10 protein-coding genes are annotated in these 16,941 nt (G+C 62.3%); 9 read left to right on the forward strand and 1 reads right to left on the reverse strand.

The features are described 5' to 3' along the window. The first annotated feature begins 20 nt into the window (after window positions 1-20). From xdhB to ACWBU6_RS07640, 9 genes are all read left to right on the forward strand, one after another. Window positions 21-2,360 carry a xanthine dehydrogenase molybdopterin binding subunit gene (xdhB, locus tag ACWBU6_RS07600; RefSeq protein WP_452648210.1) on the forward strand — a complete coding sequence of 780 codons (2,340 nt, stop codon included), beginning with the start codon at window positions 21-23 and terminating at the stop codon, window positions 2,358-2,360. Window position 2,361: 1 nt separating this feature from the next. Then, the gene (xdhC, locus tag ACWBU6_RS07605; protein WP_452648211.1) at window positions 2,362-3,294 is read left to right on the forward strand and encodes a xanthine dehydrogenase accessory protein XdhC; all 933 of its coding nucleotides are present in this window, start codon (window positions 2,362-2,364) and stop codon (window positions 3,292-3,294) included. 2 nt (window positions 3,295-3,296) lie between these two features. Then, on the forward strand, window positions 3,297-4,610 hold the full coding sequence (gene guaD, locus ACWBU6_RS07610) for a guanine deaminase (RefSeq protein WP_452648212.1): 1,314 nt from the start codon (window positions 3,297-3,299) through the stop codon (window positions 4,608-4,610). Window positions 4,611-4,650: 40 nt separating this feature from the next. Then, window positions 4,651-6,081: an adenosine deaminase family protein gene (locus ACWBU6_RS07615; protein ID WP_452648213.1), complete on the forward strand. Its 1,431-nt coding sequence runs from the start codon at window positions 4,651-4,653 to the stop codon at window positions 6,079-6,081. A gap of 422 nt (window positions 6,082-6,503) precedes the next feature. Beyond that, a complete protein-coding gene (locus ACWBU6_RS07620) occupies window positions 6,504-9,947 on the forward strand; it encodes a carboxypeptidase regulatory-like domain-containing protein (RefSeq protein WP_452648214.1) in 3,444 nt (1,147 codons plus the stop codon). Between the two features lie 478 nt (window positions 9,948-10,425). After that, on the forward strand, window positions 10,426-11,820 hold the full coding sequence (gene ltrA / locus ACWBU6_RS07625; RefSeq protein ID WP_452646893.1) for a group II intron reverse transcriptase/maturase: 1,395 nt from the start codon (window positions 10,426-10,428) through the stop codon (window positions 11,818-11,820). Window positions 11,821-11,966: 146 nt separating this feature from the next. Continuing rightward, a complete protein-coding gene (locus ACWBU6_RS07630; RefSeq protein WP_452648215.1) occupies window positions 11,967-13,622 on the forward strand; it encodes a bifunctional metallophosphatase/5'-nucleotidase in 1,656 nt (551 codons plus the stop codon). Window positions 13,623-13,635: 13 nt separating this feature from the next. After that, entirely contained in the window at window positions 13,636-14,892 is a 1,257-nt protein-coding gene (locus ACWBU6_RS07635) for a phospholipase D-like domain-containing protein (RefSeq protein WP_452648216.1), read from the forward strand. After that, the gene (locus tag ACWBU6_RS07640) at window positions 14,889-15,914 is read left to right on the forward strand and encodes a S1/P1 nuclease (RefSeq protein WP_452648217.1); all 1,026 of its coding nucleotides are present in this window, start codon (window positions 14,889-14,891) and stop codon (window positions 15,912-15,914) included. Before ACWBU6_RS07635 ends, ACWBU6_RS07640 begins: the two co-directional genes overlap by 4 nt. Here the strand turns inward: ACWBU6_RS07640 and ACWBU6_RS07645 are convergent. After that, on the reverse strand, window positions 15,911-16,807 hold the full coding sequence (locus ACWBU6_RS07645) for a hypothetical protein (RefSeq protein ID WP_452648218.1): 897 nt from the start codon (window positions 16,805-16,807) through the stop codon (window positions 15,911-15,913). The two genes, ACWBU6_RS07640 and ACWBU6_RS07645, sit on opposite strands and share 4 nt — an antisense overlap. Window positions 16,808-16,941 lie beyond the last annotated feature (134 nt).

A 16,941-nucleotide genomic window follows, 5' to 3' on the forward strand; every position in this document is an offset into this window, starting at 1 on the left:
GAAAGAATGAAGGAGGCATCATGAACCATCCCGTCACTCCTGAACTGAAGGCCGCCAGCTGGACCGGTGTCGGCATTCCGCGCACGCATGAATCGGCCGAGCTGCACGTGCTGGGACAGGCGACTTATACCGACGATATCCCCGAACTGCATGGCACCCTGCATGCGGCGCTCGGCCTGTCGTCCAAGGCCCATGCCCGTATTACTTCGCTGGAACTGGATGCGGTACGTTCGGCGCCCGGTGTGGTAGCGGTGTATACGGTAGCCGACATCCCCGGCATCAATGACTGCGGCCCGATCATCCACGACGACCCGATCCTGGCCGATGGCCTGGTCCAGTACGTCGGCCAGCCGATCTTTATCGTGGTCGCCGACTCGCACACCAATGCGCGCCGTGCCGCCAGGCGCGGCGTGGTCGGCTACGAAGAGCTGCCGGCCATCCTGACGCCGCAGCAAGCCAAGGCAGCCGCTTCCTACGTGCTGCCGCCAATGAAGCTGCTGCGCGGCGACGCGCAGGCTGCGTTCGAGAAAGCGCCGCACACAGTCAAGGGCCAGCTCTACGTTGGCGGCCAGGAGCAGTTCTACCTGGAAGGCCAGATCGCCTATGCCATTCCGAAAGAGGGCAAGGCCATGCTGGTGCAATGCTCGACCCAGCATCCAAGCGAAATGCAGCACGTGGTGGCGCATGCGCTGGGCCTGCACTCGCACCATGTGACGGTGGAATGCCGCCGCATGGGCGGCGGCTTTGGCGGCAAGGAGTCGCAGTCCGCACTGTGGGCTGCCGCGGCGGCCATCGCTGCTGCGCGTACCGGCAAGCCGGTCAAGCTGCGCGCCGATCGCGATGACGACATGATGGTGACCGGCAAACGCCACTGCTTCTATTATGAGTACGAAGTCGGCTACGACGACACGGGCCGTATCGTCGCCGCCAAGGTCGACATGACTTCGCGCGCAGGCTATTCGGCCGACCTGTCGGGCCCTGTCGCAACCCGCGCGGTCTGCCATTTCGACAATACCTACTACCTGTCGGACGTGGAAATCCACGCTGCCTGCGGTAAGACCAACACCCAGTCGAACACCGCTTTCCGCGGCTTTGGCGGTCCGCAAGGCGCCATCGCGATCGAATACGTGATCGACGAGATCGCGCGCAACCTGGGGCAGGATGCGCTGGACATCCGCCGCCTGAATTTCTACGGCAAGACCGAGCGCAATGAAACGCCTTACCGCCAGGTGATCGTCGATAACGTGATCCATGAACTGGTGGCGGAGCTGGAGCAGACCAGCGAGTACCGCGCGCGCCGCGCCGCGGTGGCCGCCTACAACGCAGCCAGCCCGGTGCTAAAGCGCGGCCTGGCGCTGACTCCGGTCAAGTTCGGCATCGCCTTCAACGTCACCCACCTGAACCAGGCAGGCGCACTGGTGCACGTCTACGTTGACGGCTCGGTGCTGGTCAACCACGGCGGTACCGAGATGGGACAGGGCATCAACACCAAGGTGCTGCAGGTGGTCGCCCATGAACTGGGCCTGGACCTGGAGCGCGTACGCATCACGGCAACCGATACCAGCAAAGTGGCGAATACTTCCGCCACCGCGGCGTCCACCGGCGCGGACCTGAACGGCAAGGCTGCGCAAGATGCTGCGCGCCAGATCCGCGAACGGCTGGCGGCCTTTGCAGCGAAGACGCTGGGCGGCGATGCGGCCGACGTGCGCTTCTTCGCCAACGAAATCCATGTGAACGGCCAGAGCGTGCCGTTCGAAGCGCTGGTGCAGAAGGCATACCTGGCCCGTGTGCAGCTCTGGTCCGACGGATTCTATGCAACGCCGAACCTGCACTGGGATCCGAAAACCATGAACGGCCATCCGTTCTCCTATTACGCCTACGGCGCCGCGGTGTCCGAGGTGGTGGTCGATACGCTGACCGGGGAATGGAAGCTGCTGCGCGCCGACGCGCTGTACGATGCCGGCCAGTCGCTGAACCCGGCCATCGACATCGGCCAGGTCGAAGGTGCCTTTATCCAGGGCATGGGCTGGCTGACTACCGAGCAGTTGTGGTGGAGCGGCGCCGGCAAGCTGATGACGCACGCACCGTCCACCTACAAGATTCCCGGCGTTTCCGATTGCCCGGAAGATTTCCGCGTCAGGCTGTTCCAGAACCGCAATGTGGAGGATTCGATCCACCGCTCGAAAGCAGTGGGTGAGCCGCCCTTGCTGCTGCCGTTCTCCGTGTTCTTTGCCATCCGCGATGCGATTTCCGCCGTCGGCGGGCACCGCGTCAATCCGCCGCTGAACGCCCCGGCCACCAGCGAAGAGATCCTGCGCGCCATCGCAGCGGTGGAAGCGGCTGTCGAAGCGGCAGGCTGACATGGCTGACTGGCTGACGCCAGCCGGGGAACCGGCGGTACTCGTCACGGTCGCGCGCGCCGAAGGATCGGTGCCGCGCGAAGCGGGCACGCATATGCTGGTGACCGCCAGCGGTCAGTTCGACACCATCGGCGGCGGCCATCTGGAACATAAGGCCTTTGCCATTGCCCGCGAAATGTTGGCCGCCCGCCGTGCCGCACGCCCGGCGGCCCCGCACCTCGAGCGCTTTCCCCTGGGACCGAGCCTGGGCCAATGCTGCGGCGGCGTCGTCTGGCTGCTGTTCGAACCGGTGACGGGCGGCGTTGAAGATGTCATGGCGCAGCTTCGCCAGCGCCGCCGGGAAGACAGCTGCCGCATCACCGCCATCGACGGCGAAGCCGACTGCCGCCTTGTGGACGAGCAGCACAGTCAAACCCACATCCATACCGACGCCGACGGCCGCCGCTGGCTGGTCGACCCGGTCAGGGCACCGCGCGCCCACCTTGTACTGTTCGGCGCCGGCCATGTCGGCGCCGCCATCGTGCGCGCACTGGCCGAGCTGCCATGTACGGTCACCTGGGTCGACGAGCGCGATGCCATGTTCCCGGCCGACGTGCCGGACAACGTCGCCATCGAGGCCACCGACACGCCTGAGGCTTGCGTCGACGCAGCGCCGGACAATGCCAGCTACCTGGTCCTGACCCACAGCCACGCCCTCGACCTGCAATTGACCGAAGCCATCCTGCGCCGGCCCAAGGTCGGCTGGTTCGGCCTGATCGGTTCCAAAACCAAGCGTGCCCAGTTCACCTCGCGTCTCGAGGCCAGGGGCCTGAGCACGCAAAACATGGTGTGCCCGATCGGCCTGCCGGGTATCATCGACAAGGCGCCAGCGGTGATTGCCGCCTCGGTCGCCGCCCAATTACTGATGGTCTGGGAATCCCAGGCGAAAGACTAAGCATGAGCAAAACCACCAGCGTGCAAGCCTACCGAGCAGGCTTGCTGCATTTTCACGCCGATCCGGCTTTCATCGAACACGCCCATGCCTGGCACGAAGACGGCCTGCTGGTCGTGGCCGACGGCAAGGTGCAGGCGGCCGGCGACCACGCCGCGCTGGCGCCAACCCTGCAGCCCGGCACGGAAGTGAAGGATTATCGCGGCAAGATCATCATGCCCGGCTTCATCGACAGCCACGTGCATTACCCGCAGACCGACATGATCGCCTCGCCCGCGCCCGGCCTGCTGCCATGGCTGGAGCAATACACCTTCCCGACCGAACGCCGGTTCGAAGACCCGGCGCACGGCGCCCAGGTGGCCGAGTTCTTCCTTGACGAGCTGCTGCGCAACGGCACCACCACGGCCATGGTCTATGGCACGGTGCACCCGCAATCGGTGGACGCCTTCTTCACCGCCAGCGAAAAACGTGAGCTGCGCATGATTGCCGGCAAAGTGATGATGGATCGCCATTGCCCGGACTTCCTGTGCGATACCGCCGAACGCGGCGCGGAGGAGAGCGAAGCCCTGATCCAGCGCTGGCACAAGAAGGGACGCTCCCTGTATGCCATCACCCCGCGCTTTGCCCCGACATCGTCCGAAGCGCAGCTGCAGCTGGCCGGCGAACTGGCGCGGAAGTACCCGGATACGTTCCTGCAAACCCATGTCTCGGAGAACAGGGAAGAATGCGCCTGGGTCAAGACCCTGTTCCCGCAGGCGCGCAGCTACCTCGACGTGTACGACCGCTACGGCATGATGCGTCCGCGCGCAGTCTACGGCCATTGCATCTGGCTCGATGAAACGGATCGGGCGCGCATGGCCGAAAGCCGGGCCGCGGCCGCCGTGTGCCCAACCTCCAACCTGTTCCTCGGCTCCGGCCTGTTCGACTTCGAGCAAGCCGACAAGGCCGGCATGCTGCTGTCGCTCGCCACCGACGTTGGCGCGGGCACTTCCTTCAGCATGTTGCAAACGATGAATGAAGCCTATAAAGTAGCGCGCTTGAAGGGCAGCTACCTGCCTGCCATGCGCATGTTCTACCTGGCGACGCTGGGCGCCGCGCGCAGCCTGCACCTGGAAGACACGATCGGCAGTTTTGCCGCCGGCCGCGAAGCGGACTTTATCGTGATCGACCCGCAGGCCACGCCGTTGCTGGCGCGCCGCAGCGCCAACACTGACAGCCTGGAAGAACAGCTGTTTGCATTGGCGCTGCTGGGGGACGATCGCGCCGTTGCGGCGACCTATTCGGGCGGCCGCCTGGTGCATGCGCGGACGCCGGGCTGACCCGGTCCACTACGCCGAGAGAACGAAGATGCAAAAGCCCATGAATAAGCAACTGAGCCGCCTGCTGCTTGCCGCCGCGATTTCCACCGCGATTTCCAGCGCTATTGCCGCGCCAGCCGCCGGCGCGGCAAGCAATACCGAGATCACCGCGCGCCATTTTGCATCGCTGGTCGCCGGACCGGCACCGAAGACGGCCGAACTGGCCCTGTTCTTCAACAATATGCCAAAGGGCGCCGACCTGCACCACCATTACTCCGGCTCCATCTACGCCGAGCAATACCTGGAATGGGTCGACAAGCTGGGCTACTGCGTCGACAAGACCACCTGGAGCGTGCAGACCGACAAGGCCGCCGACCGCAAGCACTGCGCGACTGTCGCCGAACTGGAAAAAGACCCGCTGGCTTACCGCGCGCTGCTGCACAAGTGGTCCACCATGGATTTTTATAATCACACGGAAAACCAGCTGGCGCCGGACCTGGCCTTCTTCACCACCTTCCTGCGCTTTGACGGCGTCGCCTCGACCAATGGCAATGACGGCCAAAAGCGCCTGAAAGAGCGGGCGATTGCCGAAAATGTCGGCTACATCGAAACCGTGTTCGAAATCGCGCCGATCACTTTCGACGCCGAATTCGATGGCAAGCTGACCGATGATGCCGCTTTTGCCGCCTACCTGGCCAAGCTGGAAGCGAGCCCGGCGTTCAACAAGGGCATCGCCGACTACAGCGCCTACGTCGACAGCAGCAGCGCCGGCATCGACGACGAAAACTTCACCATGCGCTACCAGCCCTTCGTACTGCGCTTCCTGTCGCCGTCGATCGTGTTTTCGCAAATGGCAGCCGGCTTCAAGATTGCAAGCCAGAACCCGAAAGTGGTGTCGGTGAATATCGTCGGCGCCGAACACTATCCGGTATCGATGCGCGACTACAGCCTGCATATGCGCATGTACAAATTCCTGAGCGCCAAATACCCGCAGGTGAAGCTGTCGCTGCACGCGGGCGAGCTGGCCCTGGGCCAGGTGCCGCCGGAAGGCCTGAAGTTCCACATCGCCGAAGCGCTGGATGTGGCCGGCGCCCGGCGCATCGGCCACGGCATGGACATCGCCCACGAACGCCAGGCGCTGGCCATCCTGAAAAAGATGCGCGAGAAAAATATTCCAGTGGAAGTGAACCTGACGTCGAACGAATTCATCCTCGGCGTGAAAGGGGAGGCGCACCCGCTCAATATTTACCGCAAGTATGGCGTGCCTTTTGTCCTGTCGAGCGACGATACTGGTGTCAGCCGCAACACCCTGTCCAACGAATATGTGTTGTTCGCCAGCCGCTACAAGACCAGCTATGCCGAAGTGAAAAAACTGTCCTATGACAGCATCCGCTATGGTTTCCTGGCCGAGGCCGACAAACAGCGCCTGTTGAAGCAGCTCGACGCGCGTTTTGCCAAGTTCGAGGCGGACGTGGCAACTTCGCTGAAGTAAGCTCCTGTTTAGCCGCACTTGTGGCCCTTTCACCACAAGTGCGCGCACCGTTTTACAAATCTCCAACGTTTCCAAAGTCTCCAGAGGCCTGGGATTCTTTATAATCTCGCCTTAACGCCCCCGGTAATTGCAGAAAAACGTATAACGAAGAGCAATTTATTTTCCCTACGTATAAATACGCAAAGGAAAATGAATTTGTCTTGGACTGCGCCTTTCAGGCATAGTTGACGGAAAGATACGTCTATGCAACTGGGAAATCCCGGTGTCACACCAATGTCACGAAGCTGTCGCACCCACGTCATGGTTGGTGCTTACACTCGCTGGGCGGCAACTATTTTTGCAACATTAGTAAAAAGCGCAAATGCGGTATGCAGGAAGATGCCGACATTTACCAATAATTTGTTCTCTTTTGGGGTATATCAATGATGAATCAGAAACGGCTCCGGCTGACGCAAATCGCGTTTAGCTTGTCCCTCGTGTTTGCCGCGCCGGCATTCGCGCAGAACACGACCTCCTCGATTGGCGGTCGTATTTCGGGCTCCGATGGCAAGCCGACTGCGGGCGCTACCGTGCACGTGCTGCACGTGGAGTCCGGCTCGGTCAGCACCGTGACCACCGATGCCGAGGGCCGTTACGTTGCACGCGGCCTGCGCGCCGGCGGCCCGTACACCATCACCATCACCAAGAATGGCGTTTCCGAAAAGCGTGAAAACGTCTTCGTGGAAGTCGCTGAAACCGCTGCAGTGGACGCCACCATCGGCCAGGCCATGCAGACCGTGACCATCGCCGGCTCCTCGGCCGCGCGCAGCGAGCGTTTCTCGAAAACCAATATGGGTTCCGGCTCCAGCATTTCCGCTGCCGAACTGGCGATCCAGGGCTCCATCCAGCGTAACCTGCAAGACTACGCCCGTATGGACCCGCGCGTTTCGCAGACCGACAAGGAACGCGGCGAACTGTCCATCGCCGGCCAGAACTCCCGTTTCAACTCCATGACCATCGATGGCGTGGCGGTGAACGACACCTTCGGCCTGGAAGCCAACGGCTCCCCAATGTCCAAGCAGCCGATCTCGATCGAAGCGATCCAGTCGGTGCAGGTGAACGTGGCCAACTACGACGTCACCCAGAAGGGCTACACCGGCGGCAATATTAACGCCGTCACCAAGTCCGGCACCAATACCGTCAAGGGCTCGGTGTACTACGTGTTCCAGAACGACCGGATGATCGGTGACCGCTTCAACCCGTCCACTGGCCTGTATACCGAACCGGTCAAGCAGAAGAACACCACCAAGGGCGCTACCGTCGGTGCTCCGCTGATCAAGGACAAGCTGTTCATCTTTGCCAACTACGAGAAGAAGGAATCGCCATCGGTCAGCACCCCTCCGTCCGGCCCGATCGGCTCTTCGCTGAACAACGTCGGCATTACCTCGGCCCAGGTGCAGACTGCACTTGACACCGCCAAGCAACTGTACGGTATCGACGGCGGCGTCATGGGTTCCGGCGGCGGCGTGCAGCTGGACGTGACCGACAAGCTGGTCAAGTTTGACTGGAACATCAACGACGACCATCGTGCGATGGTGCGCTGGTCGAAGACCGAAGAAGCCAACCCGGTCTTCCCGGGTTCCAGCAACAGCAATATGTCGCTGAGCAGCTACTGGTACACCCAGACCAAAACCCTGGAAACCAAGGTTGCGCAACTGACGTCGGACTGGACCTCGAACTTCTCGACCGAACTCAAATTCTCGGACCGCGATTACAACTCGGTCCCTAAGGTAAGCTCGCAACTGCCATCGATCCTGCTGAACTACGGCGGCCCACTGCCAGCCGGCGCGGGCGCGGGCGTGAGCAGCAGCAATGAGCGCGGCCTGTTCATGGGTACCGAAGCGAGCCGCCAGCGCAACGTGCTGAGCACCCGTACCAAGGACGTGTATGCCGGCGCCAACTGGACGCTGGGCTCCCACGAACTGAAGTTCGGCGGCGACCTGAACAGCAACAAGGTGACCAACGCCTTCCTGCAGAACGTCAACGGCACCTACACCTTTGGTTGCATCAGGGGTATTGCTTACCAATCCCTGGGCGGCAAGGTGCTGGCCTGCGATCCTAAATTGGAAACCAACGCCGAGTTCGAAGCTGCCATGCTGGAGAACTTCCGCAACGGCCGTCCTTCGCTGTACCGCGTGCAAATCGCACAGACCGGCCACACCCTGGACGAGGCAGTTGCTGCCTTTACCGCCAAGGACTACGGCCTGTTCGTCCAGGATACCTGGTCGATCACCAAGGACCTGACCGTGACCGCCGGCGTGCGTGTTGACAAGACCGCCATCAACGAGCGTCCGACCGCCAATGCCGCACTGGCAGCCGCGCCTGGTCCGATCGTTGGCGGCCGTGCTACCGGCGGTTTCGGTCTGGACAACACCAGCACCTTCGACGGTCAGAAACTGTGGCAACCGCGCTTCGGCTTCAACTACAAGCTGCCAGGCGTGAGCGATCGCCCGACCCAGGTACGTGGCGGTATCGGCCTGTTCCAGGGTTCCGCAATGGGCGTCTGGATGGGTAACCCATTCCAGAACAACGGCGTTGCTACCCGTACCCTGAACTGCACCAGCTCCAGCAGCCCAGCCTGCCCGGCCGGCATCTTCTCGCCAGATCCGTCCCAGCAAGTAACCACGCTGCCAGGCGCCGTGCCGGCACAGGCGGTCGATTTGCTGTCGCCAGGCCTGAGGCAGCCTTCCGTATGGAAAGCCAACCTGGCCTTCGATACCGAACTGCCATGGTACGGCCTGATCCTGACCGCTGAAGTACTGGACATCCGTGCCAAGACCGCCGCTTACTACCGCGACGAAAACCTGGGCGCACCGACCCGTATCGGTCCCGACGGCCGCGAACTGTACTGGACTACCCAAGGCTTTAACACCAACTGCTTCGTCGCTTCCACCGGCGCCACCACCACCACCGTTTCCGGCTGCAATGGCCTGCGCAACCGTGCTGGCAGCAACGCTGCGTTCACCACCGTGTACAACGCCGTCAACACCAAGCAGGGTTACAGCAAGCTGGCAACCCTGAGCCTGAGCCGTCCGCTGACCGGCGGCTTCGGCTGGTCGATGTCGTACACCTACACCGATGCAAAGGAAGTGTCGCCGCTGACCGCATCGACCTCCGGTACCAACTGGATGGCACGCGCCAACTTCAACCCGAACGAAGAAGTGCTGGCCAACTCCAGCTACCTGGTGAAGGACCGCGTCAACGCCATGGTTAACTTCCGCAAGGCGTTCTTCGGCAACTACCGCACCAGCATCGGCCTGTTCTACGAAGGCCGTACCGGCAAGCCATACAGCTGGACCTTCAACAACGACATGAACGGCGACAGCGTCATCGGCAACGACCTGATGTACATCCCGTCCAAGCCGTATTCGGGTGAGGTGGTCTTCAAGGGCGATACCGCGACCAGCCGCGTGAACGAAGACAAGTTCTGGAATATCGTGAACAGCAGCCGTGCCCTGCGCAACGCCAAGGGTCACACCACCCAGCGCAACGATTCGTTCGCACCATGGACCAACAGCTTCGACCTGCGTCTGTCGCAAGAGCTGCCAAGCTTCTTCGCCGGCCACAAGGCTAGCTTCACCTTCGACATCTTCAACGTGGGCAACCTGTTGAACAAGAAGTGGGGCCGCGTGTATGACGTGTCCTACCAGGGCAGCAGCACTGCATTCCTGGGTGGCGCGAATGCGCGCAGCTTCGTGGACTATGCTGGTATCGATGCTAGCGGCAAGTACATCTACTCCGTGCGCGACCTGGAGAACTACTCGCTGAAGACCGACCGCAATATTTCGCAGTGGGCTCTGCAGGCTACCCTGAAGTACGAGTTCTAAGCTGATTGCATGAACCAAAAACGGGCCGCAAGGCCCGTTTTTTTTTGTGGTGCGCCCGGCAGGGCGCACCTACTTGGAGGTGAAAGTCCTCTGCTCGCCCGACAAGGGGAAGAGCTAGCGGAAGGCAAGGGTGTCGCGGGCGACTGCGAATCTGGAGGAAGCCGGAAGCAAAGCGCTGGCCTGACGAACAGGAAGCGGATACGAGGCGGCGCAGCCGGGTGAGGTGTCCATAATCACCAAAGCCCAAAACTTGTACGGAAGGCGGCGACGTAGATCCGACAGGCATAAGCGTGAAGGTAGGTGCGCAATACCCGGGGAGATCTGCACATGTGCCACTGTGCTACCGGCATCGTGAGGTGACGGGATGCATGTGCAGAAGTCAGCCGAGGGCATAGTAGGTCGAGACAAGGACGAGGAGTCCGCAGAGCTTGGCCGAAGGCCTGAACATTCAACAACGCGAGTAGGACATTCGACCTCGATGCGAACCGATGAAACAGCAAGGCAGGCAACTGCGCCAGTGACGGGGGAAAGCGGCCGGATGTCGCTGGGGGCCGTCCCTGGAGTCGAGGAATGCACGGCGGCGAATAGGCGAACGAAAGCGGAAGGACTGCGGCAGATGGACGCCGTGGTCGAACGTAACAACCTCTGGCGAGCGTATGAGCGGGTCATGCGAAACAAGGGAGCGGCGGGAGTCGATGGACTCGTGCTTGCCGACTTCAAGGCATGGCTGCGACAGCACTGGCCAGCTGTCAGGACAGCGCTGCTCAAGGGCGAGTACATGCCGATGGCGGTTCGCAAAGTAGAAATACCGAAGCCAAACGGCGGGGTACGACTGCTGGGCATCCCCACGGTAATGGACCGCTTGATTCAGCAGGCGCTGCTGCAAGTTCTGCAGCCGCAGTTTGAACCTGGATTCTCCGAACACAGCTATGGCTTTCGTCCTGGCCGTAATGCGTGGCAAGCAGTAATGCAAGCGCAAAGCTATGTCAGGGAGGGCCGCCGCTGGGTGGTCGACGTTGACTTGGAGAAGTTCTTCGACCGTGTGAACCACGACATCCTGATGTCGCGCGTTGCACGCAAGGTCAAGGACGAACGGGTTCTGAAACTGATCCGGCGCTACCTCGAAGCGGGACTGATGGAAGGCGGTGTCGTCAGCGCGAGAACTGAGGGGACGCCGCAGGGCGGACCACTGTCGCCGCTGCTGTCGAACATCCTGCTGACCGATCTGGACCGTGAACTGGAGCGCCGGGGCCACCGGTTCTGCCGCTATGCCGACGACTGCAATATCTATGTCGGAAGCGAGTTGGCAGGGCAGCGTGTGATGGATGCGATGACTGGCTACCTCGAGCATAAGCTCAAGCTCAAGGTAAACAAGGACAAGAGCGCCGTTGCACGGCCTTGGGAAAGGAAGTTCCTCGGCTACAGCTTTACATGGCACAAACAGGGGCGTCTGAAAATCGCGGCGGCAAGCCTGAAGCGATTGAAAGACAAGGTGAGGGAAATCGTGGTCGGGAACGTATCTCGCAACCTGGCTACGACGATCCACGAGCTGAACCCGGTGCTGCGAGGCTGGATATCGTACTTCCGACTGACTGAGGTAAAGGGCGTGCTGGAGGACCTGGACGGGTGGATAAGGCGCAGGCTGCGCTGCATTTTATGGAGGCAGTGGAAGCGTCCGGCGACCCGTATCAGAAAGCTGCAAGCGAAGGGGCTGGACGCGAAGCGTGCGTGGAAGTCGGCAAACAACGGACGTGGCCCCTGGTGGAACGCCGGCGCGAGCCATATGAACGCCGCCTACCCGAAGAAGCACTTCGATGCACTAGGGTTGGTTTCGCTGCTCGCTACACGGCAGCGCTTCCAGTTTATTGAATGAACCGCCGTATGCGGAACCGCACGTACGGTGGTGTGAGAGGGCGGCGGGAGTAACTCCGCCCCCTACTCGATCGTAACATATCGTTTCCCGGCGTATGCCGTCGCCGGCGGCACCTGTACAATCTCCTTTTATCCAGAGCGATTCCCATGAAGTCTTTCCTGCGACCCCTGGCCCTGGCGGCCCTGTTGGCCGGCTGCGCAACGCAGCGTCCCGCCAATCATGTCGAGCTGACCCTGGTCGGCCTGAACGACCTGCACGGCCACCTGGAAGCATCGCGCTTTGAAGACGGCAAAGCGGGCGGCATCGACGCATTGGCGGCAACCCTGCAAGCCTGGCGCAAGGACGATCCTGAGCTGGTGGTGGTGGGCGCCGGCGACATGATCGGCGCCAGCCCGGCCATGTCGGCCATGTTCGCCGACGAGCCGACCATCCAGGCCTTGAACATGCTCGGCATGCGCGCCACCTCGGTCGGCAACCATGAATTCGACGCCGGCCGCGTGGAGCTGCTGCGCCAGGCCAAGGGCGGCTGTGCCAATTCGCCGCGTCCGGACAAGGCCTGCAAATTCAACCCTTCCTGGGACGGCGCCAGGTTCAGCTACCTGGCCGCCAACGTGATCGACACGCACAGCAGCCAGACTTTGCTGCCGGCCTACCGCATCGATGAAGTCAAGGGTGTGAAAGTCGCCTTCATCGGCACCGTGCTGAAGGATACACCGGAACTGGTGGCGGCGGGCGGCATCAGCGGCCTGCAATTCATCGACGAGGCGCAAGCGGTCAACCGCCTGCTGCCGGAGCTACGTGCGCAAGGCGCCACGGTGTTCGTTGTGCTGATCCACCAGGGCGGCCACTCCAGCGCGCGCTACGACCAGCAGTACTGCAGCGACCTCGAAGGCGATATTGCCGACGTGGTCAAGCGCCTCGACCCCGCCGTGCGCGTGGTGGTGAGCGGCCACTCGCACACCGGCTACCTGTGCCGCGTCGACGGCAAGCTGGTGACGCAGGCTGAAAAGTTTGGCCATATGCTTTCGCGCATCTCGCTGGTCGTCGACCGCCAGACCGGGGCCGTGGTCGAGAGCAGCGCGCGCAATATCGTAGTGGAGCCGGGCAAGTATGCCGGCGTGCCGGAAGTTGACGAGCTGCTGGCCAAGGTGCGTGCGCGCAGCAGCGTAGAACTGAACAAGCCGGTGGCGAAGATCGCCATGACTTCGATCAGCAAGACCCTGATGCCGAACGCCGACGAGTCGCCCCTGGGCCAGCTGGTGGCGGACGCGATCCTCGCTTCCGCCCGCAAGTGGGGGGCGCAGATTGCGTTCACCAACACGGGCGGTATCCGCACAGCTCTGGATGCCGGTGCGAACAATGTGGTGAATGCCGGGCAGACCCAGGCCGTGCTCCCGTTCGGCAACGAGATCGTGGTGATGAACCTGACCGGTGCGCAAATCCTGGCGCTGCTGGAAGGGCAGTGGGGTGGCAGCGAGGCCGACAAGCGCGGCCTGCTGCAAGTGTCGGAGGGCTTTAGCTACGCCTGGGATACGCGCAAACCGAAAGGCCAGCGCATTGTGCGCGACAGCGTCAAGCTGGAGGGCGCGCCGCTTGACGAGGGGGCCAGCTACCGCGTGGCGGTGTACAACTTCCTGGCCGAAGGCAATGACGGCTTCGTGACTTTCCGCCAGGGCAGTAACCAGGCACCGACCGGAGTGCGCGATGTGGATTCGCTGCGCAGCTACCTGGTGCGCCTGGAGCAGGACAACAAGCCGGCCGGCACCTTTGGCGCCCTTCCGCGCATCATCCGCATCAAATAAAGAAAGGAAGGCTATGCGCCGCTACCTCCTCGCAGCCGCACTGGCTGCATGTTTCACCAGCGCCCACGCGGCTTTCCAGGTTCCCGGCTTTGAACTGGTGCAGACCGCACCTGTGGAAACTTCGTTGAAGAACGACGACCTGCGCGGCCCGCTCGAAGTCTGGAGCGAGCTGTTCGACAACGCCAAGACCGAAATCTGCATCGGCCAGTTCTATGTTGCCAGCACGCCCGGCGCACCGTTCGGGAAGGTGATCGAGCGTCTGGAAGCGGCCGGCAAGCGCGGTGTGAAGATCCGCTTCCTGATCGACAAGAAGGGCGTGACCGGCTTGTCCGACAAGGCCACCGTGGAGCGCCTGCGCGCGATCCCGAACCTGGAAATGCGCGTGCTGGACGTGGGCCAGCTCACCGGCAACGGCATCATCCATGCCAAGTACCTGACCGTGGACCGCAAGATTGCCTTCGTCGGCAGCCAGAATTTCGACTGGCGCGCCTTTACGCACATCCACGAAACGGGCTTGCGCATCACTGACGAAAAGATCGTCGGCCAGGTGCAGGCCATCTTTGACCAGGACTGGGCCGCGCAAGCGGCGCTGGCAGCGGGCAAGACGGTCGCGCCGCTTCAGGCAAAGGCTGCCATCCTGGCCGGCGCGCCGCCGGCCGCCGCGCTGGCGTCGACGCTGCCGCCTGATGCCAACTTCCTGGTCGCCAGCCCCGGCGGTTACAATCCGGCCGGCGTGGCCGATTCCGAAGTCGTGTTGCCGGCGCTGCTGGCCGACGCAAGGCATGAGATCCGCGTTTCTATGCTGGACTATGCGCCCCTGAGCTACGGCCCGAACGGCACGCGCCCGTTCTACCCTGTGGTCGACAATGCATTGCGCGCCGCCGCCACTCGCGGGGTCAAGGTCAAGCTGCTGGTGTCGAACTGGAACCTCGAAAAACCGGCCATCCAGCACCTGAAATCGCTGGCCGTGCTGCCGAACGTGGAAGTGCGCATCGTAACGCTGCCGAAAGCCTCCACCGGCTTCATTCCATTCGCCCGCGTATGGCATAGCAAGACCCTGGTCATTGACGGCAAGCTGGCATGGATCGGCACCAGCAACTGGGCCGGCGGCTATTTCGACCTGTCGCGCAATATGGAAGTGGTGATGCGCGACGAAGCCATGGCCAAGCGCCTGTATGCGCTGCAGGAGCAGGCGTGGAGTTCGCAGTATGCCGAGCCGCTGGACATCAACAAGGATTACCCGAAACCGAGCAAAGGGAAAGAAGAATGAAGAAGTTAGCACTGATCGCGGCGCTGTCCGGCGCCTTCCTGTCCAGCAACGCGATGGCCTGGGGTAATGCCGGCCACCGCATCGTGGGCGCGATTGCCGATAACCTGATCAAAGGTTCCAACGCCGAGAAGCAGGTGAAGGCCCTGCTGCAACCGGGTGAAGACCTGGAAAAGGTCGCCAATTGGGCCGACTGCGTGAAAGGCACCTTCTGCGGCCCGCAGACGCAGGAAATGAACGACTACGTGGCGGCGCATCCGAAGCACAGCGAATACCATTACACCGACGTGCCGTTCCAGCTGACCGAGTACCATCGTCACAGCGCCGGCACTTCCGGCCACGATGTGGTGCAGACGCTGCAGCAATGCATCGCGACCTTGCAGGACAAGGGGAACGGAAAGTTCACCAAGCGCCAGGCGCTGCTGATCCTGGCCCACCTGGCCGGCGATATCCACCAGCCCTTGCACGTCGGCGCTGCCTTTGTCGACAAGGAAGGCAAGTTCGTGGTGCCGAAATCCGACAAGGAAATCGACTCCCTGAACATCTTCGATTCGCGCGGCGGCAACAACCTGCAGATGGATGAAGCCGCATTGGCTGCGGCGATCGCCAAGAGCGGCATCCCTGCTGGTGACGAAGCGCCAGCCAAGTACCCGACCAAGCCTTTCCACTCCTATTGGGATACCACGGTCGTCGACTACGCCATGCGCCGCAGCAGCATGCGCACGGTGGACAAGTTCAGCCAATGGGCGATCGAGGGCAAGCCAGCCGTCACGCTGCCGAAGGGCGACGCCATCACCTGGCCGGAACAATGGGCCAACGAATCGCTGGTGGCCGCGAAGCTGGCTTACGCTGACGTGAAGGTCGGCGTGGCGAGCAAGCAGACCAGCCGCAGCGGCGAGACCTACACTGTGTGGGCGATGACGGTGCCGGATAGCTATCCGGTCCCATCCTCCGCGCTGGCACGCGAGCAGTTGATCAAGGGCGGCTACAACCTGGCTGGTCTGCTGCAAAAGATCTGGCCCTAAGGCCGGAACCACAATTCGCTGCGCTGGAGCGGAGTCTCCGGCGGCAGCGCCGGGTTTTGCAGCTCGATGATGCGCCGCTTGCCGATCTGGGCCCGCTCCACCAGCGGGCCTTTATGTTTGTGGAACAGGGCTGCGAGCGAGCCGTCTTTCACCATCATCTCCATGCCTGACCTGATGCGCTCCGCGAGCCTGTCGCCTTCCGCATTGCGCCGCACAAAGAAGTAGCGGGGCAGCGGGTAGCGCAACATCAGGGTAGGCTCCACGACGATGTTCGTATGGGCTTTGCGGATCGCATCGTACTCGCGCGGCGCTTCATCCAGCGCGCGCGGGAAGAAGTCGAAGCGGCCCGCCTCCAGCATGCCAAACAGGCTGCCGGGGCGCGGCGATTCCACCACGCTGATGCCGGCGGCCGACAGCACCGCCGTATCCACCCAACCCTTTCCCTGGCCCGCGCTCAAGTGCCGTAGTTCGTCCAGCGTACGAATGCCGGCAAAGCGTGGCAGGTCGGCTTTGCGCACCAGCAGCAATCGCATTCCCATCAGACCGCGGTCGATAGGGATGCGCACTGGCTGGAACTGCGTTTCGAGGTCACGCTGGGTGGCGCGGGCGATGATGTTGATGGCGCCATCGGGACGGCCCAGCTCTTGCAGCATGCGCGGTACCGACACCGGCTCCCGGGATGCAGACAGTGTAAAAGGACCGAATTTCGGCGCCGTCCTCTCCAGCGCGGCGCGCAACACGACCCAGTCGAACCCCTTGCTGGTGTCGAGGATCGAGAAGTAGCGGGGGTAGACCACCAGAGTGGCCGGGGCGTCGTGCGAACGGGCAGGCGAGGCCAGGCAGCAAATTGCCGCTGGCAATAATCGATGCAAAATCCAGGCGCGCCGGTTCATGGGGAACTCCTTGCTCCTTGCAATATAAACCTGCCTCACTTCGGACACAACAGCGGTGCGTGTTGCGCACGACATACCGGCTGGGCTCGATCTCCGGCGGCTTGCTGCTAGCATCAAGGTCCGGTTCTCACGTG

It is taken from the genome of Pseudoduganella sp. HUAS MS19 (genome assembly GCF_053615455.1).

Coding starts and splice junctions, on each gene's coding strand:
- xdhB (WP_452648210.1), top strand. CDS start 21: ATGAACCATCCCGTCACTCCTGAACTGAAGGCCGCCAGCTGGACCGGT.
- xdhC (WP_452648211.1), top strand. CDS start 2,362: ATGGCTGACTGGCTGACGCCAGCCGGGGAACCGGCGGTACTCGTCACG.
- guaD (WP_452648212.1), top strand. CDS start 3,297: ATGAGCAAAACCACCAGCGTGCAAGCCTACCGAGCAGGCTTGCTGCAT.
- ACWBU6_RS07615 (WP_452648213.1), top strand. CDS start 4,651: ATGAATAAGCAACTGAGCCGCCTGCTGCTTGCCGCCGCGATTTCCACC.
- ACWBU6_RS07620 (WP_452648214.1), top strand. CDS start 6,504: ATGATGAATCAGAAACGGCTCCGGCTGACGCAAATCGCGTTTAGCTTG.
- ltrA (WP_452646893.1), top strand. CDS start 10,426: ATGCGAACCGATGAAACAGCAAGGCAGGCAACTGCGCCAGTGACGGGG.
- ACWBU6_RS07630 (WP_452648215.1), top strand. CDS start 11,967: ATGAAGTCTTTCCTGCGACCCCTGGCCCTGGCGGCCCTGTTGGCCGGC.
- ACWBU6_RS07635 (WP_452648216.1), top strand. CDS start 13,636: ATGCGCCGCTACCTCCTCGCAGCCGCACTGGCTGCATGTTTCACCAGC.
- ACWBU6_RS07640 (WP_452648217.1), top strand. CDS start 14,889: ATGAAGAAGTTAGCACTGATCGCGGCGCTGTCCGGCGCCTTCCTGTCC.
- ACWBU6_RS07645 (WP_452648218.1), bottom strand. CDS start 16,807: ATGAACCGGCGCGCCTGGATTTTGCATCGATTATTGCCAGCGGCAATT.